The 24,192-nt window shown below is 64.2% G+C and carries 12 protein-coding genes and 1 pseudogene; 6 read left to right on the top strand and 7 right to left on the bottom strand.

From position 1 onward, the window contains the following. Nucleotides 1–27 precede the first annotated feature (27 nt). Nucleotides 28–1,284: a 3-phosphoshikimate 1-carboxyvinyltransferase gene (gene aroA / locus TU75_RS01210; RefSeq protein WP_060547983.1), complete on the bottom strand. Its 1,257-nt coding sequence runs from the start codon at nucleotides 1,282–1,284 to the stop codon at nucleotides 28–30. A 90-nt stretch (nucleotides 1,285–1,374) separates the two neighbouring features. Continuing rightward, on the bottom strand, nucleotides 1,375–1,929 hold the full coding sequence (locus TU75_RS01205) for a UPF0149 family protein (RefSeq protein ID WP_060547982.1): 555 nt from the start codon (nucleotides 1,927–1,929) through the stop codon (nucleotides 1,375–1,377). Between the two features lie 204 nt (nucleotides 1,930–2,133). Here TU75_RS01205 and TU75_RS01200 point away from each other — a divergent pair, with 204 nt between their 5' ends. Together TU75_RS01200 and nudC are read left to right on the top strand one after the other, a co-directional pair. After that, on the top strand, nucleotides 2,134–2,946 hold the full coding sequence (locus TU75_RS01200) for a crotonase/enoyl-CoA hydratase family protein (protein ID WP_015372259.1): 813 nt from the start codon (nucleotides 2,134–2,136) through the stop codon (nucleotides 2,944–2,946). Nucleotides 2,947–2,951: 5 nt separating this feature from the next. Further along, nucleotides 2,952–3,785, top strand: a complete 834-nt coding sequence (gene nudC / locus TU75_RS01195; RefSeq protein ID WP_015372258.1) for an NAD(+) diphosphatase — start codon at nucleotides 2,952–2,954, stop codon at nucleotides 3,783–3,785. Here the strand turns inward: nudC and TU75_RS01190 are convergent. Beyond that, nucleotides 3,753–4,532: a TSUP family transporter gene (locus tag TU75_RS01190; protein ID WP_003233065.1), complete on the bottom strand. Its 780-nt coding sequence runs from the start codon at nucleotides 4,530–4,532 to the stop codon at nucleotides 3,753–3,755. The genes nudC and TU75_RS01190 overlap by 33 nt on opposite strands. A gap of 145 nt (nucleotides 4,533–4,677) precedes the next feature. Here TU75_RS01190 and TU75_RS01185 point away from each other — a divergent pair, with 145 nt between their 5' ends. Both TU75_RS01185 and TU75_RS01180 read left to right on the top strand, forming a co-directional pair. Then, nucleotides 4,678–5,340 (top strand): isochorismatase family protein, encoded by a 663-nt coding sequence (locus TU75_RS01185; RefSeq protein ID WP_060547981.1) that lies wholly within the window; start codon nucleotides 4,678–4,680, stop codon nucleotides 5,338–5,340. A 250-nt stretch (nucleotides 5,341–5,590) separates the two neighbouring features. After that, nucleotides 5,591–6,061 (top strand): hypothetical protein, encoded by a 471-nt coding sequence (locus TU75_RS01180; protein ID WP_060547980.1) that lies wholly within the window; start codon nucleotides 5,591–5,593, stop codon nucleotides 6,059–6,061. 34 nt (nucleotides 6,062–6,095) lie between these two features. On the opposite strand, the gene TU75_RS28435 is transcribed toward TU75_RS01180, so the two are convergent. Beyond that, complete coding sequence (locus TU75_RS28435; protein WP_420875626.1) at nucleotides 6,096–6,809, bottom strand: methyl-accepting chemotaxis protein; 714 nt, start codon at nucleotides 6,807–6,809, stop codon at nucleotides 6,096–6,098. Between the two features lie 426 nt (nucleotides 6,810–7,235). After that, nucleotides 7,236–7,718, bottom strand: a pseudogene (locus TU75_RS28430) (MCP four helix bundle domain-containing protein); the annotation flags it as partial. Between the two features lie 219 nt (nucleotides 7,719–7,937). Here TU75_RS28430 and TU75_RS01170 point away from each other — a divergent pair. Next, nucleotides 7,938–9,293 (top strand): MATE family efflux transporter, encoded by a 1,356-nt coding sequence (locus tag TU75_RS01170; protein WP_060547979.1) that lies wholly within the window; start codon nucleotides 7,938–7,940, stop codon nucleotides 9,291–9,293. 40 nt (nucleotides 9,294–9,333) lie between these two features. Here the strand turns inward: TU75_RS01170 and TU75_RS01165 are convergent, their stop codons facing one another. Together TU75_RS01165 and TU75_RS01160 are read right to left on the bottom strand one after the other, a co-directional pair. After that, complete coding sequence (locus TU75_RS01165) at nucleotides 9,334–9,699, bottom strand: type II toxin-antitoxin system HicB family antitoxin (protein ID WP_060547978.1); 366 nt, start codon at nucleotides 9,697–9,699, stop codon at nucleotides 9,334–9,336. Further along, nucleotides 9,696–9,947, bottom strand: a complete 252-nt coding sequence (locus tag TU75_RS01160) for a type II toxin-antitoxin system HicA family toxin (protein WP_015372254.1) — start codon at nucleotides 9,945–9,947, stop codon at nucleotides 9,696–9,698. Before TU75_RS01160 ends, TU75_RS01165 begins: the two co-directional genes overlap by 4 nt. A gap of 210 nt (nucleotides 9,948–10,157) precedes the next feature. On the opposite strand from TU75_RS01160, the gene TU75_RS01155 reads away from it, so the two are divergent. Beyond that, complete coding sequence (locus TU75_RS01155; RefSeq protein WP_060547977.1) at nucleotides 10,158–24,191, top strand: non-ribosomal peptide synthase/polyketide synthase; 14,034 nt, start codon at nucleotides 10,158–10,160, stop codon at nucleotides 24,189–24,191. The last annotated feature ends 1 nt before the right edge of the window (nucleotide 24,192 follow it).

Below are 24,192 nucleotides of genomic sequence, written 5' to 3'. Positions count from 1 at the left end.
TTCCCTCCCCATTGCGGCGCCGCCGACTTAATAGGTCAGCGCAACGCCCAGGCTGCCCAGAGCCTTCCAGTAATCAGGATAGGTCTTGGCCACGCAGTCCGGGTCCTGGATGCGCACGCCTGCGACCTTCAGCCCCGCCAGCGCAAAGCACATGGCGATGCGGTGGTCAGCGTGGGTGTCGATCAGCGCATTGCAAGAAGTGCCAGCCAGTGCCGGGTCGGCGGCCACCAGCAAGTCGTCGCCCTCAATGGTCGCCAGGCCCGGGCGGATTTCGTTGAGGCCGTCGTGCAGGGCCTGTACGCGGTCACATTCCTTCACGCGCAGGTTGGCCAGTTCAGTGAAGCGCACCGGGGTGTTATTGAAGGCGGCCAGTACCGCGAGGGTCGGGATCGCGTCCTGCATCTGCGAACCCACCACAGTGGTCGGCATGTTCGGGAACTGCGCGATTACCGCCTGGGCCTTGGCGTCTGGCTGGGTGAAATCCTGCGCAGCCACGCCGATATCGATACGGCCACCGGTTAACACTTCGGCCGCCCACAGGTAGGTGGCGGCAGACGCATCAGGCTCGATCAGGTAGTCATGGGCGCGGTAGCCGGTCGCGGCGACGCGCCAGGTGGTGTCGTCGACCACCTCGACCTGTGCGCCGAATGCGCGCATGCAGTCCAGGGTCAAGTCCACGTAGCCACGGGCGCCGATGTCCTTGCCGGTGAGTGCCACTTCAATCGGTGCTTCTCCACACGCCGCCAGCATCAGCAGCGCCGAGACGTACTGGCTGGACAAACCGCCGTCGATCTCGAAGCGCTTGGCCTGCACCTTGCCCACACCGTGTACGGTCACCGGCGGGCAGCCGGTGGGGCTGTCGACCTGGATGCCGTTCTGGCCAAGGGTGGTCAGCAGTGGGCCGATCGGACGTTTTTGCATGTAGGCGTCGCCGTCCAGCACGACGCTGCCTTGCACGGTGGCCACGGCGGCGGTGAGAAAGCGCATCGCTGTGCCGGCATTGCCGAGGAATAAAGGCTGTGCCGGCCGTTGCAGCCTGCCGGACCCGGTGACCACAAAGGTGGTGTCATCCGGCTCGTCGATGGTCACGCCCATCTCGCGCAATGCCACCGACATATGCCGGGTGTCATCGCTTTTCAGCGCGCCGGTCAGGCGACTGGTGCCGTTGGCCAGGGCGGCCAGTAGCAAGGCGCGGTTGGTGATGGATTTGGAGCCAGGGGGCGCGACCTTGCCGTTCAGGGGGGAACTGGGTGGGGTAACGGTCACGGTTTTCTGCGAACTCAAGGTGCAAGGCTCCTGATCAAGGCAAGGTGGCACGGAGTGGCCGACGGGCGGACCCGAATAATCGGCCAAAGCAGCGGTGCTTGTCGAGGCTTAGCGCAAGGCCAGCCAGTAATCGTGCAGGGCCCGCGCGGCCGGTTCGATCTCGCTGACGCGCTGCTGGTGCGCCCGTGCATCGAGGTCGACTGGCAGCTCGAAGTTGTCCTGCTCGGCGCACAGGGCAATTTTTTCCAGGTGCGCGGCTTGTTCGGGCGGCAGGTCAGGCCAGTTGGCGATGGCCGCGCCACGGATGTAGCCAAAGCACCATTCTTCGGCGAGGGTCAGGGTGTGGCCCTGATGTTCGGTGTCATCGAAACGGGCTTTGAACCCCTGCGCGTCGTTAGCCAATTGGCCTGCGAGGGTATTCATGTGGCGTACACACAGTTCCAGGAAACGCTGAGCCTCGTCCGCGCTTTCCCAGGCCGGGTTGTGCCCGCCCCAGATCGCCGGGAACCACTCGCCGACGTCCACCCGGGACGGGCTCGACACCAGCGCGGTGAAGTAACCGTCGAGTTCGGCCAGGTTGAGTACCGAGTGGTCGTCGCCGTATTTGAGCAGGGTTTCGTCGATGAAGTCGAAATCGACCAGGGCCAGGGGTTGGCTGTGCATGGGCAGGTCCTTTGAGCGTGGAGCGCCGCGAGCGAGCGGCTTGATGCGCGAAGGATGGCGGGTGCGCGGAGTTTTATCCAGCGTTTTCCAGGCGGGCCCGTGCCCATGGCGCCGATAAGTGCGCGTCCGGCTTTTGGCCGATGCGCCCTTGCGCAGCCTTGTTATAGTCTGGCCCTTATCAATCGTCAGTCAGGGATCACTGCCATGTCCGAATACCAAGCCTTCGTTGTTGAGCTCAACGGCAACGTTGCCCATGTGCAGATCAACCGCCCGGAAAAGATCAACGCGATGAACGCGGCGTTCTGGCGTGAAATCATCGAGATATTCCAATGGGTCGAAGACACCGACGCCGTGCGCGCCGTGGTACTCAGCGGTGCCGGCAAGCATTTCTCGTCGGGTATCGATTTGATGATGCTGGCCCAGGTGGCCAATGACCTGGGCAAGGATGTGGGCCGCAACGCGCGCCTGCTGCGGCGCAAGATCCTCGAGCTGCAAGCCTCGTTCAATGCGGTGGACAACTGCCGCAAGCCGGTGCTGGCGGCGATCCAGGGCTACTGCATCGGCGGTGCCATCGACCTGATCAGCGCCTGCGACATGCGTTACGCCGCCGAGGATGCGCAGTTCTCCATCAAGGAAGTCGACATTGGCATGGCCGCCGATGTCGGCACCCTGCAACGCCTGCCGCGCATCGTCGGTGACGGCATGCTGCGCGAACTGGCCTATACCGGCCGTCAGTTCGGCGCCGAAGAAGCGCGCAGCATCGGTCTGGTGAACCGCGTGTATCCCGATCATGCAAGCCTGCTGGCGGGGGTCCTGGAGATTGCCCGCGAGATCGCCGCCAAATCGCCGATTGCCGTAACCGGCACCAAGGCCATGATCAGCTACATGCGTGACCACAGCATCAATGACGGTCTGGAATACGTTGCCACCTGGAACGCGGCTATGTTGCAATCCAACGATTTGCGCGTGGCCATCGCGGCACACATGAGTAAACAGAAACCCGACTTTGTGGATTGACTGACATGACCCCAGGCTGGATTACCAACACGCTGCTGGACAACGACGCCCCCGGTGGCTGGGCTATTGCGCGCAGCCGCGAGGGCTTTTTACATGACGCCAATGGTCCGCTGTTTCCGCGTGACTGGCTCAAGCGCCAGGAGCTGTCGGTGTTCGCCGAGCATGGCATCGGTCTCCTCGACGGCGAGCCGGTGTATCTGCTGGAGCTCAACAGCGCCGCCCAGGTGCCGGGCTGCAGTTGGCAGGGCCTGCGCGGCTTCATGCTGCAGGGCGATCACACCGTGTACAAGGTGCTTGGTTACGCGGCGCAAATCGGCACGTGGGCGCGTGAGCACCGTTTCTGCGGCAGCTGCGGTCAGGCCATGGTGCAGGTGCCACGCGAGCGCGCAATGTTCTGCGAGCCCTGCGATTTGCGCAGTTACCCGCGTATTTCGCCGAGCATGATCGTGCTGGTGACGCGCGGCGATGAGATTCTGCTGGCGCGGTCACCGCGCTTTGTCACGGGGGTGTATAGCACGCTGGCGGGGTTTGCCGAGCCGGGCGAGTCGGCCGAGGAATGCCTGATCCGCGAGGTGCGTGAAGAGGTGCAGGTGGAGGTGAAGAACATTCAGTACATGGGCAGCCAATGCTGGCCGTTTCCCCACTCGATGATGCTGGGCTTTCATGCCGAATACGCCGGCGGCGAGATCGTGCCCCAGGCCGACGAGATAGAGGACGCGCAGTGGTTCAATATCCACGCATTGCCGCCGTTGCCGGCGTCGCGCTCGATTGCGCGCTATCTCATCGACCTGTACCTGGCCCGTCGCCTAGGCCACGCCGAACCAGTGCTGCCAGGCTAGGCGCACGGTCAGACCGAGCACCACGGTGATGAACACCGGGCGAATGAACCTGGCGCCGCCGCTGATTGCGCTGCGTGCCCCAAAGAACGCGCCGCACATCACCGACAGGCCCATGGCCAGGCCGACGATCCAGTCCACCGACCCATTGATGATGAACACCGTCAGCGCCGCCGCGTTGCTGACGAAGTTCATGCTGCGCGCCACGCCGCTGGCTTTTACCAGGTCGATGGGGTGCAGCAGCATCGTGCTCACGGTCCAGAACGCGCCGGTGCCGGGCCCGGCCACGCCGTCGTAAAAGCCCAGGCCGAAGCCCTGGGTGGCTTGCCATTTTTTCCTGATCGGTGCATCGGCGTCCAGCGGCGCCTTGGGCGTGCCGCCGAACAGCAGATACACACCGCAGGCGAAGACGATCACCGGGAGCATCTTGTTCAGGGTTTCGGCAGGCAGGTAGTGCGCGACCACGGCGCCGGTCAATGCACCGACCAATGTGCCGACAATGGCGTGCACCCATTGGCGCGGATGGAACAGCTTGCGCCGGTAGAAGGTGAAGCTGGCGGTGGCCGAGCCGAAGGTCGAGCTCAGCTTATTGGTGCCCAGCACCAGGTGCGGCGGCATGCCGGCCGTGAGCAGGGCAGGGGTGGTAAGCAGGCCACCACCGCCGGCGATGGCGTCGATAAAGCCGGCGATAAAGGCAACCACGGCGAGGAGGGCCAGGGTGGTGAGGTCTACACTGAGTTCGAAGGGCATGGGCAGTCGACTTGGGTTGGCGGGCACAACGGGCAGGCTGTGCCAAACGGCGCTATCTTACCTGACCGTCAGGCTTTCAATCGGCAAAACTGTGATCAAAAAACAGACCCCTGTACGCTTCTTGCCTGGCCACCGGAGAACCGCCATGCCGCTCGCAAAAATCGCCATCGCCTCATTCGACGTCGACGCCCAGAAAAGCTTCACGCCACTGTGCCCCAATGAGTTGCCAGTGGCCGGCGGTGACCAGATCGGCGCCGAGCTCAACTACATGGCCAGCCTTGCCGGTCATCGTATTGGCAGCAAGGACGCACACACTCCGCACGCACCCTGGGTAGTGTCCCGGCACAGCGACATGCTGCAACCCACGGGCCTGGCGCATGCCGATGTCACCTGGGTCAACCACTGTGTGCCTGGCACCGAGGGCTTCACCCTGCTGGATGAACTGCCCACGCCCTACGACTACGATTACTTCGTCTGGAAAGGCGTCGAGCCCGACCTGCACCCCTACGGCGCCTGCTATCACGATCTGCATGACAAACTCTCCACGGGCGTCATCGAGTACCTCAAGGCCCACAGCGTGCAGCGGGTAATCGTCGGCGGCCTGGCCCTGGACTACTGCGTGAAGACCACCGCCCTGCAACTGCTCAAGGCGGGTCTGGCGGTGGTGCTGCATCTGCCGGCCTGCCGTGCCATCACGCCGGAGGGAGGCGTCAATGCCGTTGAAGCGTTGCTCGCGGCAGGCGCCATCATCAGCCGGACCCGTGAAGAACTCGCCGCGGCGCTCGTACTTTCCGATTCCTACGATTGATCAGACGGCCAAAAAAAAGATAACGGGAAGTGCCCTCCGGCAAAAAGGAACTTCTCCTACATTCTTGTACATGATGGATTCTTTACCCTCTGCGCTCTTGTAAGGTGAGGAGTAAAGGAGTGACTTTCAGCGTATTCAGGGAGGGTTTTCCCCGCATCCATTGCCCGCGCAGACGCGTCCTGCACGGCGGTGCAACGATCACGCCGGTGTGTGTGGCTAAGCTTCACTGCGCGCAATGAATGATTCAACGGTGAGCGTTGTCATCCGCTACCTTCCTGTGTTCGTAGGCACTCTGTTCATGGCTGTCCTTTCCGGCGCCTCTGTGATTGTGCTTAATGAACCGGTGTATTTGCGCAAGCTCGATCCGGCGCTCAGAACGGAAGTGTCCAGATGGGTAGTGCTCGTGTTGACGGCTGCTGTGGTGTTTCTCAATGGGATGATTGCACGCGGGCGTAAATGGGCCGCAGGCTGGATGGCTTGCTATTTCGCCGTTTGCCTTTTGCTGGTCCTGCCGACCTTGGACGACTGTCCGCACCGCCTGGCATTTTCCCTGGGCGTTGTATTTCCGCTGCTGGGGTTACTTTTGCTCAACACGGACCGGCATCGAGAGATGCGGTACGCCTGCCGCGAAATGCGCGCTCAACGAACGCTCGTCAGAGCGCTGTACAAAAAGTTTTCAGACAACCTCAAGGCCAAAAAACGCCGGGCCAGGCAGCCGTAAAGCCCGCTGCCCAACCGTGGCAAACCTTTGGCGGTCAGCGGCTCGCCACGCTGAAAAAGGCTACCTTGGTGCTCAACCTGTCCGCCAGTTCCGCCAGTTCCTGGTTGGCGTTCGCCACTACTTCGGAGCCAGCAGCCGACTGTACGGTGGAGCTGTGGATACGCGTGACGTTCTGCGCAACTTCTTCAGCGGCGGCGCTCTGCTGCACCGAGGCGCTGGCGATCTGCGCGTTCATGGTATTGATCGCGCCGACTTCCTGGCTGATCTTGCCCAGCGACGCTTGCGAATCGCGAGTCTGGCCGACCGTGGTCTGGGCCAGGGCGCGGCTGCGCTGCATGATGTCGGCGGCGCTCTGAGTGCCGCTTTGCAGTTTGCCGATCATGTCGCGGATTTCCTGGGTGGACTCCTGAGTGCGGGTCGCGAGCGAGCGCACTTCGTCGGCGACTACCGCAAAGCCGCGGCCATGTTCCCCGGCGCGGGCGGCTTCAATGGCGGCGTTCAGGGCGAGCAGGTTGGTTTGCGCGGCAATCGCGTTGATCACCTCAATCACCGTTTCGATGCTTTCGCTGTCACTGGATACCTGATTGACGCGGGTAGTGGCCTGTTCGAGAATTTGTGCCAGTTCTTCAATCGCCACGCTCACTTCACCCACCAGACGGTGGCCGCTGTTGACTTCGGCATCGGCCTGCAGGGTGGCCCTGGCGGCTGCCGAGGCGTAGCCCGATACTTCATTGACCGATGCGGCCATTTGCGTAATGGCGGCGGCCACGTGCTGGGCTTCGCTGGTTTGCAGTGTGATCTGCTGGCGGTTTTCGCCGGACGCAGACAACAGGGTCACCGACGAATCACGCAGCGCCTGTGCCGACGCGCGCACTTCGGTGATGGTGTCGCCCAGGCGAATCAGGGCATTTTTAAGAATGCCCATGACGCTGTCGGGGTGACGGGTGTCGATGCTCTGGTTCAAGTCACCCTGGGCCAGGCGACGGATCGCTTCGGCCACTTCTTCGGGCTCGGCGCCGAGGGTGGCCTTGACCTTGCGGATGATCAGCAACGACACCAGCACGCTCAAGACAATCGCCACGGCGCTGGCCAACAGCATCAACACCGCGAAATTGCTCGCTGCGCTCTGCACCGAGTCAAGCTGGTGCCGGATCCGCGCCTCTTCAAAATCGATCAACGCATTGACGCGTTTGAGCCACTCGGAATAGAGATCTGAGCTCTGCGCCAGCAACAGCGCCTGTGCGCCAGCGATGTCATTGGCGCGGCGCAGGCTGATGACGCGCTCCGAGGATGCCAGGGTCTGTGTCTCGATGGCCTTGATATCGCTCAGCAGTCGGGCTTCCTCGGTGCTGGCGCCGCCGTTGCCGAACAGACGATCAAGCGGCACGGCGGCGTCCTGGTAGTCGCGCTTGAGCTGGTCGATCTCGGCCAGGTGCCGATTGAGCGCGGTCTCGTCGGTGACCAGTACCGCATCGCGAATGGCAATGGCGCGGTTATGCACGCTGCCGCGGAAATTAATGGCATAGCGCTGAGCCACGGCGGCTTTTTCGGCAACGTCCTTGAGCGTGCTGTCGATAAAGCCCACGCGCTGGATACCCACGGCGGTAATCAGCACCAGCAATGACAGGGTGGAAGCGAAGCCCAGGCCGATACGCATCGCCAACGAGACAGGTTTTTTCATGTGAGGCTCGATTCCAGAGGGATGGGAGGTGATGGCTAATAGCTATCCCAGGCGTGGAATCTACTCACCCGCAACCGGCGCGTCCAATCAGTAATTCGCGCACCTGTCATTGATCAAATCGATCAAGCGCGCGAATATTGGATCCACATACGGTATAACCTTGGGATGCGTTAGTTCTTCGAGGCACCGTTTTTCATGCAAAACCTTGTGCAACGCCCACTGTGGCAAACCTACCTGTTCTTCCTCGCACCGATGGTGCTGTCCAATTTCCTGCAAAGCTTTTCCGGCACGCTCAACGGCATTTATGTCGGGCAGATGCTCGGCACCCAGGCGCTGGCCGCAGTGTCGGGAATGTTTCCCATCGTGTTCTTCTTCATTGCACTGGTGATCGGCCTGGGGGCGGGCGCTTCGGTATTGATCGGCCAGGCCTGGGGGGCTGGCGAGACGGGAATGGTCAAGGTCATCACCGGTGCCACGCTGACCCTCGGCGCGCTGGTCGGGGTGATCGCGGCGGTGCTGGGCAGCCTGTTTGCACGTCCTGCGTTGCAGGCGCTGGGCACGCCGCTGGACGTGCTCGACGACGCGGTGGGTTACGCGCAGGTCATGATGTTGATCATGCCGCTGCTGCTGGTGTTCATCCTTTATACCCAGTTGCTGCGCGGGGTCAGCGATACGGTATCGCCGTTGCTGGCGCTGATGGTCTCGACCCTGACGGGCCTGCTGCTGACCCCCGCGTTGATTCGCGGCTGGATCGGCCTGCCGCCCATGGGCATCCAGAGCGCGGTGTATGCGGGGCTGGTGGGCAACACCCTGGCGATGCTGTTTCTGATCCTGCGTCTGCGCCATAAAAAACACGTGATGGCGCCGGATCGCCAATTGCTCGCGGCGTTGCGCCTGGACCGGGCGATCCTCGGCAAGGTGCTGCGCATCGGCTTGCCGACCGGGTTGCAGATGGTGGTGCTGTCGTTGTCGGAACTGGTGATTCTGGCGCTGGTCAACGGCCACGGTTCCCAAGCCACGGCGGCCTATGGCGCGGTAACGCAGATCGTCAACTACGTGCAGTTCCCGGCATTGTCGATTGCCATCACCGCCTCGATCCTGGGCGCTCAGGCGATTGGCGCTGGGCGTGTGGAGCGCATCGGCCCGATTCTGCGCGCCGGACTGTTGATCAATACCTGCCTGACCGGTGGCCTGATCGTACTGGGTTACGGCCTGTCGCATTGGTTGCTGGGGCTGTTCATCACCGACGACACCGCACGGGTCAATGCCGAACACCTGCTGCACATCATGCTGTGGAGCATCCTGGTGTTCGGTTTCCAGGCCGTGATCGGCGGGATCATGCGCGCCAGCGGCGTGGTGCTGATGCCGGTGGTGATTTCGATTGTCTGCGTGCTGTTCGTCGAGTTGCCGGTGGCGTACCTGCTCAATGCGCACTTCGGCCTCGAAGGCGTGTGGATGGCGTTTCCGGTGACCTACCTGATGATGCTTGCCCTGCAGATCGCCTACTACCGGTTGGTGTGGCGCAACAAGCAGATCAAGCGGTTGATCTGATAAGGGGGTTGCCGCCAGTTCCGGCTGGCGGCCAGGTCAGTCAACCAGTGGCCGGGCAGGGCGCCTTGCCGTGCTGTTGCAGAAACTCGTTCAATGCTTGCCGGGTCAGGTCGTTGAGCGTGACTTTCTTGCGGGTGGCCTCAAGGGCTGCCGCCAGGTGCAGGTCATGCCCGACCCGCACATTGAACGACCCCTTGCAGGGTTTTTCCGGTGTTTGCCCAAGCGCCTGGCAGGTGGCGAGATAATCGTCCACCGCCTCCTGGAACGCCGCGTCCAGCTCGGCGACTGTCTTGCCTTCGTAACTCACCAACGCCTTGATGAACAGGACTTTGCCGAACAGGCAGTTGTCTTCGAGGCTGGCTTCGATAGAGCCGATGTAGCCCTTGTGTTTCAGTTGGTTGTTCACTGAATCAGGTCTCCTGATTTCAATTGTTCGATGATCTGGCGCCGAATGTAATGCTTCAGTTCGTTGCCGGGGTGAGGCTTGTGCAAGGTGATCATTGCCGTCGGGTCGCCGATGTCGAACTTGACGCGGCTTCCAGCCCCTTCCAGTTGTGTGTAACCGAGACGACGCAATAGCGTGACGAGCTCGGGCCAGGTAAAGGCCATGTGCTCGTTGAGCAATTTGGCCAGCAGCTTTTCATTTTTGGACACGGCGATCCTTGCCTGTAACTAAATGTAGTTGCAAAAAGTGGTGTACGTCAATGCTAGCTCGGGTTCGCAATGCTTTCCTGCGATTGATGTAACCCTTGATGACAGCGCGCTGGCGCCTCCGCCTTCCCACGCTAATTTTTCCCTTCGCGGTTCGTTTTATAGGGACGACGTGCCTTTGTGCTTCCCGCCTATTGCTCCGGACCCTTTGAAATGAATGCTGAAGACTCCTTGAAACTTGCTCGCCGGTTTATCGGGTTGCCCCTGGAAAAACGCCAGCTGTTCCTGCAGGCGTTGCAGAAGGAAGGGGTGGATTTTTCCCGGTTTCCAATCCCGGCAGGCGTGGAGGCGCAAGACCGTCAGGCGCTGTCCTACGCGCAGCAGCGCATGTGGTTTCTGTGGCAGTTGGACCCGGCCAGCGGCGCCTACAACCTGCCCGGTGCGGTGCGGCTCAAGGGCGCGCTGAGTGTGCCCGCGATGGAGCAGGCCTTCGCCAGCCTGATCGCGCGCCACGAAACCCTGCGCACGGTGTTCCAGCGTCAGGCCGACGAGCGCCTGCTGCAGGTCGCCGTCGAACCGTCGTTGGTGATTGAACAGTCGGACCTCAGCGGCCTGGCGCCCGCTGCGCGCGAACAGGCGGTCGCCGCGGCGGCCACCGCTCAATCGCTGCTGCCCTTCAATCTGGAAACCGGCCCTTTGCTGCGCGTGCAATTGCTCAGGCTCGACGCCGGGGAGCACGTCCTGCTGCTGACCCTGCACCACATCGTCTCCGATGGCTGGTCGATGAACGTGTTGATCGACGAGTTCATCCGTTTCTACGACGCCCATGAACGCAACGAGACACCGCAACTGTCGGCGCTGCCGATCCAGTACAGCGACTACGCCCTGTGGCAGCGCCGCTGGCTGGAGGCCGGAGAGCAGGCCCGCCAGCTCGATTACTGGCAGGCGCGCCTGGGCGATGAGCACCCGGTGCTGGAATTGCCCACCGATCGCCCGCGCCCGGCGATGCCGAGCTACCAGGGCACACGCCACGCTTTCGCGATTGACCCCGCGCTGGCCACCCAACTGCGCCGCTGCGCACAAACACACAACGTGACCCTGTTCATGCTGTTGCTCGGTGCGTTCAACGTGCTGCTGCATCGCTACACCGGCCAGGGCGACATTCGCGTCGGCGTGCCGATTGCCAACCGTAACCGCAATGAGGTCGAAGGGCTGATCGGCTTCTTCGTCAACACCCAGGTGCTGCGCACCGAGCTGACCGGACAGACACGCATCGGCGAGTTGCTGCAAGGCATCAAGGAGCATGCGCTCGGCGCCCAGGCGCATCAGGAGCTGCCGTTCGAGCGCCTGGTGGAAGCGCTCAAGGTGGAGCGCAGCCTCAGCCACACGCCGCTGTTCCAGGTGATGTACAACCATCAGCCGGTGGTGGCCGATATTGCATCGGTGAGTACCGCTTCGGGCCTGGCGCTGTCCGAGGTGGAATGGCAGGGCCGCACCACCCAGTTCGACCTGAGCCTGGACACCTGGGAAAAGTCCGGCACCCTGCATGCCGCGCTGACCTACGCCAATGATCTGTTCGACGCGCCGACCATCGAGCGCATGGCGCGGCACTGGATCAGCCTGTTGCAGGCCATGGTCAGTGACGGCGAGCAACGTGTCGGCGAATTGCCGATGCTCGATGAGGACGAGCAAAACCTGCTGGTGCAGGCCTGGAACCAGACCGCCGAAGCTTACCCCAGCGAACGCGCGCTGCATCAGTTGATCGCCGAACAGGTGCAGCGCACGCCGCACGCGCCCGCGCTGGTGTTCGGCGCCACCACCTTGACCTATACCGAACTCGACAGCCGCGCCAACCAGTTGGCCAACGCCCTGCGCGAGCGCGGTGTTGGCCCTGATGTGCTGGTGGGCATCTGCGTCGAGCGCTCCGTCGAGATGGTGGTGGGCCTGCTGGCGATCCTCAAGGCTGGTGGCGCGTACGTGCCGCTGGACCCGGAGTATCCGCGCGAGCGCCTGGCCTACATGATCGAAGACAGCGGCGTCGCGCTGCTGCTCACTCAAGATGCCCTGCTGACGTTGCTGCCAACGGACGGCCTGCAGGTCATCGTGCTGGACGCTGCGCTGAGCGGTTTCGACACCTGCAGTACGCAAGCTCCCCAGGTCGACACCGATGCGCTGAACCTTGCCTATGTGATCTACACCTCCGGTTCCACCGGCAAGCCCAAGGGCGCGGGCAACAGCCATCGCGCGCTGGTCAACCGCTTGTGCTGGATGCAACAGGCCTATCGCCTGGACGCCAGTGACGCGGTCCTGCAGAAAACCCCGTTCAGCTTCGACGTCTCGGTGTGGGAATTCTTCTGGCCACTGATGACCGGCGCACGCCTGGTGGTCGCCGCTCCCGGGGAACACCGCGAGCCCGCGCGGCTGATCGAGACCATCGGCCGGCACGCCATTACCACCCTGCATTTCGTACCGTCGATGCTGCAGGCGTTTATCCATGAGCCAGGCGTGCAAGCCTGCGCCAGCCTCAAACGCATCGTGTGCAGCGGCGAAGCCCTGGCGCTGGACGCACAGCGGCAGGTGTTCGCCCGGCTGCCGGCGGCAGCCTTGTACAACCTGTACGGCCCCACCGAAGCCGCCATCGACGTGACCCACTGGACCTGCGTCGACGAGGGCGCCGACAGCGTGCCCATCGGTCGCCCGATTGCCAACCTCGCCACCTACGTGCTCGATGCCCAACTCAACCCGGTGCCTGCTGGCGTGTCCGGTGAGCTGTACCTGGGCGGCATTGGTCTGGCGCGCAGTTACCACCGGCGCCCGGGGTTGACCGCCGAGCGTTTTGTGCCCAGCCCGTTTACCGCAGGCGAGCGCCTGTACCGCACCGGCGACCGCGTGCGCCAGCGTGCCGATGGCGTGATCGACTACCTCGGTCGCCTCGACCATCAGGTCAAGCTGCGCGGTCTGCGCATCGAACTGGGCGAAATCGAAACCCGCCTCCTGCAGCACCCGCAGGTGCGTGAAGCCGTGGTGTTGGTACAAGGCGGCAAACAGCTGGTGGCCTGGCTGGTAGCGGAGGGCGAAGCGCCGACCGATCTCAACACCTGGCTGCTCGGCAGCCTGCCCGACTACATGGTGCCCACCCATTTTGTGCACCTGAGCAAGCTGCCGGTGACCGCCAATGGCAAGCTCGACCGCAAGGCATTGCCGGTGCCGGACGCCACGCCGCAACACGTCTTTGTCCCAGCGGAAAACGCCCTGCAAAAGACCCTGGCGGCGATCTGGGCCGACGTGCTCGGCGTGGAACAGATCGGCCTGGACGACAACTTCTTCGAGCTGGGCGGCGACTCGATCATCTCCATCCAGGTAGTCAGCCGCGCGCGCCAGGCGGGAATTCGCCTCAGCCCGCGCGACCTGTTCCAGTACCAGAGCGTGCGCAGCCTCGCGCTCGTGGCAAGCGTCGCGCCGGTCAGCCTGATTGACCAGGGCCCGGTACAAGGCGAGGTGCGCCTGACCCCGGTGCAGCAGCACTTTTTCGCCCAGGCGATCCCGGCGCGTCACCACTGGAACCAGTCCTTGTTGCTGACCTCGCGCGAAACCCTCGCGCCTGCTCGTCTTGAAGCAGCGCTGACGCAGTTGATCAACCATCACGACGCCTTGCGCCTGCGCTTTGTGCCGCAGGCCGACGGCTGTGCGCAAAGCCACGCAACGCCGGTCGCTGAAGCGGCGCTGTGGCAATCCCAGGCCAACAGCGATGCTGAACTGGCCGCCTTGTGCGATGAAGCCCAGCGCAGTCTCGACCTGGCGCACGGCCCGCTGCTGCGCGCTGCCCTGGTGACCATGGGCGATGGCACCCAGCGGTTGCTGCTGGTGATCCACCACCTGGTGGTGGACGGCGTGTCCTGGCGCATCCTGCTGGAAGACCTGCAACAGGCCTACCGTGATGCCGCGCTGCCGGCCAAAACCAGTGCCTATCAGCACTGGGCACAACATCTGCACGACCATGCGCAAACGCTCAACGAACAACTGCCGTACTGGCAGGCGCAAACCGTCGACACCGAGCTGCCTTGCGACCACCCCGAAGGTGGCCTGCAGAACCGTCTGGGCAGCAAGATCGAAGTACGTCTTGACGCCGAGCACACGCGCCAACTTCTGCAAGACGCCCCGGCTGCCTACCGCACCCAGGTCAACGACCTGCTGCTGACCGCGCTGGCGCGTGTCATCAGCCGTTGGAGCGAGCAACCGGCCGCGTTGATTCAACTGGAAGGCCATGGCCGCGAAGACCTGTTCGATAGCCTCGACCTGAGCCGCACGGTCGGCTGGTTCACCAGCCTGTTTCCGCTGCGGCTGGAGGCGGGCAGTGAGTTCTCCGGCGCGATCAAGGCGGTCAAGGAGCAACTGCGCGCGGTGCCCGACAAAGGCATCGGCTATGGCCTGTTGCGCTACCTGGGCACGCCCGACGCAGGCGCTGCCTTGTCGACCCTGGCCGCGCCGCGCATCACCTTCAATTACCTGGGCCAGTTCGATCGCCAGTTCGATGAGTCGGCACTGTTCGTTCCGGCCAACCAGGGCAGTGGCCAGGCCCAGGACCCCGAGGCGCCGCTGGCCAACTGGTTGACGGTGGAAGGGCAGGTGTACGGCGGTGAACTGGCGTTGCAATGGGGCTTCAGTCGCGAGATGTTCGACGCGGCAACCATCCAGCGTCTGGCGGATGAATACGCCGTCGAACTCAAGGCCTTGATCGCCCATTGCTGTGCGACGCCTGCCGGGCAAGTCACGCCGTCGGACTTCCCGCTGGCGCGCCTCAGCCAGCAGCAGCTGGATGCGTTGCCGGTGCCAGGGCCGGCCATCGCTGACCTGTATCCGTTGTCGCCGATGCAACAGGGCATGCTGTTCCATACGCTCTACGAACCCGAGGCGCAGGCCTACATCAACCAGTTGCGCCTGGATATCGAGGGCCTCGACCTGCTGAAGTTCGGACGTGCCTGGCAGGCTGCGCTGGATCGCCACGACATCCTGCGCAGCAGCTTCCACTGGCTGGGCCTGGACAGTGCCCATCAGTTGGTCCAGCGCCAGGTCGACTTGCAATTACAGGTGATCGAAGACCCGGACGCCGACGTCGATGCGCTGGCCGATGCCGAGCGCGAGCAGGGCTTCGTGCTCGACCGCGCGCCGCTGTTCCGTCTGCTGCTGGTGCGTCGCGCCGGGACCGCCTGGCACTTCATTTTCACCAGCCACCACATCTTGATGGACGGCTGGAGCAACGCCCAACTGCTCGGCGAAGTCATCGCCCATTACGCGGGCCACGTCGTGCCTGCGCCGTTGGGACAGTTCGGCGATTACCTCGGCTGGCTGCAACAGCAGGCGTCGGGCGAAGCGTTCTGGAAAGCCGCCCTTGCGCCTGTGCAGGCACCGACCCTGCTGGCCGATGCGCTGCGTGCGCCGGTGGACGGCGCGGGCATGGCCGACCATCAGGTGGTGCTCGGCAGCGAGTTCACCGTCGCCCTTGGCGCTTTCGCCCGCCAGCACAAAGTGACCCTCAACACCGTACTGCAAGGCGCCTGGAGCCTGTTGCTGCAACGCTACACCGGCCAGGATTGCGTGGTGTTTGGCGCCACGGTCGCCGGGAGGTCCGCGCCGCTGCCGGGCATCGAGCAGCAACTGGGCCTGTTCATCAATACCCTGCCGATCATCAGTGCGGCCTCGCCAGCTCAGTCGACAGGCGCGTGGCTGGGCGAGTTGCAGGCACTCAACCTCAGCCTTCGCGACCACGAACAGGTGCCGCTCTACAACATCCAGGGCTGGGCCGGCCAACAGGGTGGGGCGCTGTTCGACACGCTGCTGGTGTTCGAAAACTTCCCGGTCGCCGAAGCACTCAAGCAGGGCGCGCCTGCCGGCCTGAACTTCGGGCCACTGCACAACCACGAGCGCACCAGCTACCCGCTGACGCTGGGCATCGAACTGGGCGACAGCCTGCGTTTGGAATTGAGCTATGAGCGCGCGCGCTTCAGTGCTGCGCAGGTGGCGCGATTGAGCGCCAACCTGCAGCACCTGCTGGGGCAAATGATGGCTGATGCCGACAGGCCGCTGGGCAGTCTGCAACTGCTGGACGCCAACGCGCAGCGCGAAATGCTCGTCCTCAGCCAGCAGTCCGCTGCAGCGCCGCACCCTCTGCGGGTGCACGAGCGCATCGCCGCCCAGGCCCTGGCCACGCCGTTCGCCCTCGCCGTGCAGGCGGGCAACGAGCGGCTGGACTATGCCGCACTTAATGCGCGGGCCAACCGCCTGGCGCACCGTTTGCTGGAACTGGGCGCAGGTCCGGGACACAGGGTGGGATTGGCGTCGCGGCGCGGCCCACAGCTCATTGTCAGCCTGCTGGCGGTGCTCAAAAGCGGCGCCGCCTATGTACCGTTGGACCCGAGTTACCCGGCCGAGCGTCTGGCCTACATGCTGAGGGACAGTCGTCTGGACCTGTTGCTCAGCGAAACCGGCCTGCTGGCCGAGTTGCCGTTGCCGTCAGGGTTGACGCGCCTGACATTCAGCGCCGGCGGTGATGAGCTGGGCGATTATCCGGCAACCAATCCGCCCAACCATGCGCAGGCCGCCGACCTCGCCTATGTGATCTACACCTCTGGCTCCACTGGTCAGCCCAAGGGCGTGGCCATTGATCACGCCGCCCTCGGTCAGTTCTGCGACAGTGCCCACTGCTACAGCCAGCTGAGTGCAGAAGACCGCGTGCTGCAATTTGCCACGTTCAGCTTCGACGGCTTTGTCGAGCAGTGCTACCCGCCGCTGTGCGCGGGCGCGGCACTGATCATGCGCGGCGACGAGCTCTGGGACGCCGGGCAACTGGCGCGGGAAATCGTCGACCAGGGCGTGACCTTGGCCGACTTGCCCGCCGCTTACTGGTATTTGCTCGCCAAGGAGTGCGCTGCGCAGCGGCGCTCTCTGGGCAACCTGCGCCAAGTGCATGTGGGCGGGGAAGCCATGGCCGTGGAAGGCGTGCGCGCCTGGCATGCGGCCGGGCTGGGCGCTGTGCGCTTGCTCAACACCTACGGGCCGACCGAGGCCACGGTGGTGTCCAGCGTGCATGACTGCCAGTTGACCGACGCCGGCGACGCGTTTGGCGTGCCGATTGGCCGTGCAATTGCGGGCCGTGCGTTATACGTGCTCGACAGCGGTTTCGAGTTGCTCGCCACCGACGGCGTCGGCGAGTTGTGCATCGGTGCACACGCCGGCCTTGCCCAGGGCTATTTCGAGCGTCCGGCGCTGACCGCCGAACGCTTCCTGCCGGACCCGTTTTCCAGTGTCCCCGGTGCGCGGCTCTACCGCAGCGGCGACCTGGCCCGTTACACCGAGGCCGGTGCGCTGGAGTATGTGGGGCGCATCGACCATCAAGTGAAGATTCGCGGTTTCCGGATCGAGATGGGCGAAATCGAGGCCGGCCTGCAAGCCTTGCCGCAGGTGCGTGAAGCGGCCGTGCTGGCCCTGCCGGGCGCGACCGGTGCGCAGCTGGTGGCGTATGTCGTCGCAACCGAGGCACACAGCCTGGACACCCAGGCGCTGGCGGCGACCCTGCGCCGCTCATTGCCGGACTACATGGTGCCCGCGCAGTGGGTGGTCCTCGACGCCTTGCCGCTGAACATCAATGGCAAGCTGGATCGCCGCGCACTGCCGGCACCGGACCTGAACCTGACGCTGCAGGCTTACCGTGCACCGCAAAGCCCGCTGCAACAGCGCTTGGCCGGGATCTGGCAGACCGTGTTGCAGGTTGAACAGGTGGGCCTCGATGACCACTTCTTCGAGCGCGGCGGTCATTCATTACTCGCCACCCAGGTGGTCTCGCGGGTGCGCCACGAACTGGCGCTGGAAGTGCCGTTGCGGGCGTTGTTCGAACAGCCGACGCTGGAAGCCTTCGCCCTGGCCTGCGCCGGCTTGCAGGCCGATACGGCACCGGCTCTGACGGCCGTTGATCGTGATCAACCGCTGGCCCTGTCGTTCGCCCAGGAACGCCAGTGGTTCCTCTGGCAACTGGACACTACCAGCGCCGCCTACCACGTGCCCATTGCGCTGCACCTGCGCGGTCAACTGGATACAGCGGCCCTTGAGCGCGCCCTGCAGTGCCTGGTTCAACGCCACGAGCCACTGCGCACCACCTTTGTGGAGGAGGGCGAGCGTACCTGGCAGATGATTCACCCCTCTTTCGCCATGCCGATCGAACGACAACCCATCGACGCCCAGGCGCTCGAGCAGGCCGTGACGCAGGAAATCCAGCGGCCCTTCGACCTGCGCAACGGCCCGCTGATGCGGGTGAAACTGCTGGAAATCGACGCCGAGCACCAGGTGCTGGTGATCACCCAGCATCACATCATCTCCGACGGCTGGTCGATGCACGTGATGGTGGATGAGCTGGTGGCGCTGTATCAGGGCCAGGCGCAACGGCCGGCGTTGCCGCTCCAGTACGCCGACTATGCGCAGTGGCAGCGCGACTGGATGGCCGCCGGTGAGCAGCAGCGCCAGCTCGATTACTGGTGCGCGACGCTGGGCAGCGAGCATCCGCTGCTGGAACTGCCGCTGGACCACCCGCGCCCGGCGGTGCAAAGCCATCGCGGTGCGCGTCGGCAGATTCACCTGGACACTGCGCTGGTGACCGAACTCAAGGCACTCGCCCAGCGTCAGGACGTGACGCTGTTCATGTTGCTGCTGGCGTCGTTCCAGACCTTGCTGCATCGCTACAGCGGGCAGACCGAGGTGCGCGTCGGGGTGCCGATCGCCAACCGCAACCGCCTGGAAACCGAGCGCCTGATCGGCTTTTTCGTCAACACCCAGGTACTCCAGGCCAACCTGCATGGGCAGATGCCATTCGACCAGTTGCTCGCCCAGGTCAAGCAACGCGCTCTGCAAGCCCAGGCCCATCAGGACCTGCCGTTCGAGCAGTTGGTTGAAGCGCTGCAACCGGCGCGCAGCCTCAGCCATAACCCGCTGTTCCAGGTGATGTTCAATCACCAGGACAACCGGCGCACCGCCCCCCTGCAATTGGCCGGGCTGGACCTGCAGCCGGTGGACTGGGCAGCTCACACCACCCAATTTGACCTCAACCTGGAAACCGAAGAGTCCGCCGATGGCCTGTGGGCTTCGCTGACCTACGCCACCGACCTGTTCCTGCCCGCGACCGTGGAGCGCATGGCCGAGTACTGGCACACCCTGCTGCGTGCGGTGGTGCGCGATGCGTCCCAGGCCCTGGATGAACTGACCCTGCTCAGCGCGCCGCAGTGCCGGCAAATACTCGAAGACTGGAACCGCACGCAGGTCGACTACCCGCGCGAGCGCTGCGTGCACTCGTTGTTCGAGGCACACGCGCTGGCGCAGCCGGACGCGACCGCCGTGCAATTCAACGGCGACGCCTTGAGCTACGGTGAACTCAACCGCCGTGCCAACGGCCTGGCCCATCGCCTGATCGCGGCGGGCGTGGGCCCTGACGTGCTGGTGGCCGTGCATGTCGAGCGTTCGCTTCAGATGGTGGTTGGCCTGCTGGCGATCCTCAAGGCCGGTGGCGCCTATGTACCGTTGGACCCGCAATTCCCCGCCGACCGTCTGGCGTTCATGCTCGACGACAGCCGTGCGCGGGTGCTGCTGACCCAGCCGCCATTGCTCGGACGCCTGCCGCTGCCCGACGGTGTGCAGGTGCTGACGATGGACTGCGCCGAGAGCGCCGAGCACAACCCGCAGGTCGAAGTGGCGCCGCAGCACCTGGCCTACGTGATCTACACCTCCGGCTCCACCGGCAAGCCAAAGGGCGTGATGGTGCCGCATCAGGCGCTGTGCAGCTTTGCCAGCGGCATGGCCGCTACTCTGGAGATCGGACGCGAGGCGCGGATGCTGTCGCTGACGACGTTCTCGTTCGACATTTTTGCCCTGGAGCTTTACGTGCCGTTGACCGTGGGCGCGATGGTGCTGCTCAGCGATCAGGACATGGCCCTCGATCCCGAAGCGATCATCGACATGGCCCACGATCAGGCTGTCACCGTGCTGCAAGCCACTCCGTCCAGCTGGCGCATGCTGCTGGAAAGCCCGCGGGCCCAGTTGCTGAATGGCATTCAGTGCCTGTGCGGCGGTGAAGCACTGCCGGTCGACCTGGCCCAGCGCCTGCTCGATCTGCAAGGCCCGGTGTGGAACCTGTATGGCCCCACTGAAACCACTATCTGGTCGGCGGCGCATCGCCTGACCACCGCGCAGCCTTTTGTCGGGCGGCCGGTGGCCAATACCGCGCTGTTCATTCTCAATGCCGGGCTGACGCCAAGCCCGGTGGGTGCGGCAGGCGAACTGCTGATCGGCGGCGTCGGCCTGGCGCGCGGTTACCACGCGCGGCCGGCACTCACGGCCGAGCGTTTTGTGCCCAACCCCTACGGTGCGCCGGGCGAGCGCCTGTACCGCACCGGCGATTTGGCACGCTACCGCGCCGATGGCGTGGTGGCGTATATCGGTCGGGTCGATCATCAGGTGAAAGTGCGCGGTTTCCGTATCGAACTGGGCGAAATCGAAGCCTGCCTGCGCGAACAGGTCGGTGTGCGCGAGGCCGTGGTGCTGGCCGATAACGATCGCCTGATCGCGTATCTGGTGACCGCCCAACCGCAACCTCAGGCGTCCTATAAAGCCGCCCTGCGTGCACACTTGCCGGACTACATGGTGCCCGCGCAGGTGATGTTTCTCGACTGCCTGCCGCTGACCCCCAACGGCAAGCTCGACCGCAAGGCCCTGCCCAGGGTTGACGCCGCGCTGCCGAGCAAAGGCCATGTGCCGCCGGTCAGCGTGCGCGAGCAGCACGTCGCGGCGATCTGGGCCGAGGTTCTGGGCGTGCCGCAGGTGGGTCTCGACGATCACTTCTTCGAGCTGGGTGGCCATTCGTTGCTGGCCACCCGCGTGGTGTCCCGCGTGCGCCAGGCACTGGCGCTGGAAGTGCCGCTCAAGCGCCTGTTCGAACAGCCGCTGCTGGGTGATTTCGTGCTGGCGCTGGGCGAGGAGGCGGTGCTCGCACCGCCGCTGGTCCCGGTTGACCGCAGCCAGCCGTTGCCATTGTCCTACGCCCAGGAACGCCAGTGGTTCCTCTGGCAACTGGACCCTGACAGCGCCGCCTACCACATCCCCAGCGCCCTGCGTTTGCACGGCCCGCTGGATCTGGCCGCGTTGCAACGCAGTGTCGACACCTTGCTGGCGCGCCATGAAAGCCTGCGCACGCACCTGCGACAAGAGGGCGGCGCGACGGTGCAGGTCATCGAGGACTCGGGCCTGATCGATGTCGAAGTGAGCGACAGCGATGAAGCCCGCTTGAAAGCCGACGTTGCGCAGATCATCGGGCAGCCGTTCGATTTGCGGCAGGGGCCCGTGCTGCGGGTCAGGCTGCTGCGTCTGGCGGCCCATGAGCATGTGTTGGTGCTGGTACAGCACCACATCGTCTCCGATGGCTGGTCGATGCAATTGATGGTCGAGGAACTGGTGCAGATGTACGCCGCGTTCAGCCACGGCCGCACGCCGGACTTGCCAGCTCTGCCGATCCAGTACGCCGACTATGCCGTGTGGCAACGTGACTGGATGCAGGCCGGCGAGAAAGCGCGTCAATTGGCGTACTGGCGCGAGCAACTGGGTGGCTCGCAACCGGTGCTGGAATTGCCGTTCGATTACCTGCGCCCGGCCGTGCAAAGCCACCGTGGCGCGCGCCTGGGCATCGAGTTGCCGGCGCCGCTGCTGGCCGATTTACGCAGCCTGGCGCACAGCTGTGAAGTGACCCTGCCGATGCTGCTGCTGGCGTCTTATCAGGCCTTGCTACACCGCTACAGCGGTCAGGAAGACGTGCGCGTGGGCGTGCCGATTGCCAACCGCAATCGCGTGGAAACCGAAGGGCTGATCGGCTTTTTCGTCAACACCCAGGTACTCAAGGCCGATATCCACGGGCAGATGAGCGTCGAGCACCTGTTGCAGCAAACCCGCCAGCGCGCGCTGGAGGCCCAGGCTCATCAGGACCTGCCGTTCGAGCAACTGGTGGAGGCCTTGCAGCCCGAGCGCAGCCTGAGTCTGAGCCCGCTGTTCCAGGTGCTGTTCAACCATCGCCAGACGTCTGTCGACAGCCATTTGCAACGCCTGGACGATTTGAGTATCGAGGTGTTGAGCTGGGATGAAGACATTGCGCAGTTCGATCTGGCGCTGGACGTTGAAGAAAGCCAGCATGCGCTGCGCGCGTCCCTGAGTTACGCCACCGACCTGTTCGCGCCGGCGACCATCGAGCGCATGGCCGGCCACTGGCAGAACCTGTTGCGGGCGATGGTTGCCGACCGGCAACAGCCTATCGGCGCGCTCAACTTGCTGGATGCGGATGAGCAACAGCATATTCTTGATCTATGGAATCGCACCGACGCCGGCTTCCCGGCTGAGCGGCTGGTGCACGAACTGATCGCCGACCGAGCGCGGGAAGCCCCGCAGGCGGTGGCGGTCAAGTTCGACGCGCAGACCCTGACCTACGGCGAACTCGACAGCCAGGCCAACCGCCTGGCCCATGCCTTGATCGCCCAGGGTATCGGCCCGGAAGTGCGGGTGGCGATTGCCATGCCGCGCAGTGCCGAGATCATGGTGGCGTTCCTCGCGGTAATGAAGGCCGGTGGCGTGTATGTGCCGCTGGATATTGAGTACCCGCGTGACCGATTGCTGTACATGCTGCAGGACAGCCGCGCACAACTGCTGCTGACGCATACCTGTGCGTTGCAGCAGTTGCCGGTTCCTGAGGCGGTCGCGACGCTGGCGATTGATCGCACCGAGGACTGGGCCGGTGACAGCGACACGGCACCGGTTGTCGCGCTGGAGGGCGACAACCTGGCCTATGTCATCTACACCTCGGGTTCCACCGGCATGCCCAAGGGCGTCGCGGTGGCGCACGGCCCTTTGGTGGCGCACATCATCGCCACCGGCGAGCGCTACGAAACCGGCCCGGCCGATTGCGAGTTGCACTTCATGTCGTTCGCCTTCGATGGCTCCCACGAAGGCTGGATGCACCCGCTGATCAATGGCGCCAGCGTGCTGATCCGCGATGACAGCCTGTGGCTGCCCGAATACACCTATCAGCAAATGCATCGCCACAGCGTGACGATGGCGGTGTTCCCGCCGGTGTACCTGCAACAACTGGCCGAGCATGCCGAGCGCGACGGCAATCCACCGGCCGTGCGGGTCTATTGCTTCGGCGGTGATGCCGTGGCGCAAGCCAGCTACGACCTGGCCTGGCGCGCGCTGAAACCCACCTACCTGTTCAACGGCTATGGCCCCACCGAGACCGTGGTCACGCCGCTGCTGTGGAAAGCGCGCCGGGGTGACCCGTGCGGCGCCGTGTATGCGCCAATCGGCACGCTGCTGGGCAATCGCAGCGGCTACGTGCTGGATGCGCAGTTGAACTTGCAGCCCATCGGCGTGGCCGGCGAGCTGTACCTGGGCGGGGAGGGTGTGGCCCGTGGTTACCTGGAGCGCCCGGCCCTCACTGCCGAACGCTTTGTGCCGGATCCGTTCGGCCAGCCCGGCAGTCGCGTCTATCGTAGCGGCGACCTCACCCGAGGGCGCGCCGATGGCGTGGTGGACTACCTCGGCCGTGTCGACCACCAGGTGAAAATCCGCGGTTTCCGTATCGAACTGGGCGAAATCGAAGCGCGCCTGCGCGAGCAGGACAACGTCGGCGAAACCGTGGTGGTCGCCCAGGACGGCCCGACCGGCAAGCAACTGGTGGCCTACGTGGTGGCGGCAGAGGCGGTGGCCGACGAAGCCGCGTGGCGCGATACCCTGCGCCGCGCCTTGAAGGTGCGCTTGCCGGACTACATGGTGCCCGCGCACTTCGTGTTCCTCGCGCAGATGCCGCTGACCCCCAACGGCAAGCTCGACCGCAAGGGCCTGCCCGTGCCGGACGCCAGCCAGATGCAGCAGCGCTACGTGGCGCCGGTCAGCGAACTGGAACAGCAGATCGCTGCCATCTGGGCCGACATTCTGCACCTGCCGCAGGTGGGCCTGAACGACAACTTCTTCGAAGTGGGCGGGCATTCCCTGCTGGCGATCCAGATCACCTCGCGGGTCCAGGCCGAACTGGGCCTGGAAGTGCCGCTGATGGAGCTGTTCCAGACCGAATCGCTGCAGGCCTATGTGCAGGCCGCAGCCACTTTGCGCGCCGGCACCGTGGAAGATTTTGATGACCTTCGTGACTTTTTGAGCGAACTAGAGGCGATTTGAC

The sequence above is a fragment of the Pseudomonas poae genome (assembly GCF_001439785.1).
Lineage (GTDB): Bacteria > Pseudomonadota > Gammaproteobacteria > Pseudomonadales > Pseudomonadaceae > Aquipseudomonas > Aquipseudomonas poae.
Note: the sequence above shows the minus strand (reverse complement) of the source record. Positions and strands in the feature narration are given on the sequence as shown.

Coding starts and splice junctions, on each gene's coding strand:
- TU75_RS01185 (WP_060547981.1), top strand. CDS start 4,678: ATGCCGCTCGCAAAAATCGCCATCGCCTCATTCGACGTCGACGCCCAG.
- TU75_RS28435 (WP_420875626.1), bottom strand. CDS start 6,809: ATGGCCGCATCGGTCAATGAAGTATCGGGCTACGCCTCGGCAGCCGCC.
- TU75_RS01190 (WP_003233065.1), bottom strand. CDS start 4,532: ATGCCCTTCGAACTCAGTGTAGACCTCACCACCCTGGCCCTCCTCGCC.
- TU75_RS01205 (WP_060547982.1), bottom strand. CDS start 1,929: ATGCACAGCCAACCCCTGGCCCTGGTCGATTTCGACTTCATCGACGAA.
- TU75_RS01155 (WP_060547977.1), top strand. CDS start 10,158: ATGAATGCTGAAGACTCCTTGAAACTTGCTCGCCGGTTTATCGGGTTG.
- nudC (WP_015372258.1), top strand. CDS start 2,952: ATGACCCCAGGCTGGATTACCAACACGCTGCTGGACAACGACGCCCCC.
- TU75_RS01200 (WP_015372259.1), top strand. CDS start 2,134: ATGTCCGAATACCAAGCCTTCGTTGTTGAGCTCAACGGCAACGTTGCC.
- TU75_RS01170 (WP_060547979.1), top strand. CDS start 7,938: ATGCAAAACCTTGTGCAACGCCCACTGTGGCAAACCTACCTGTTCTTC.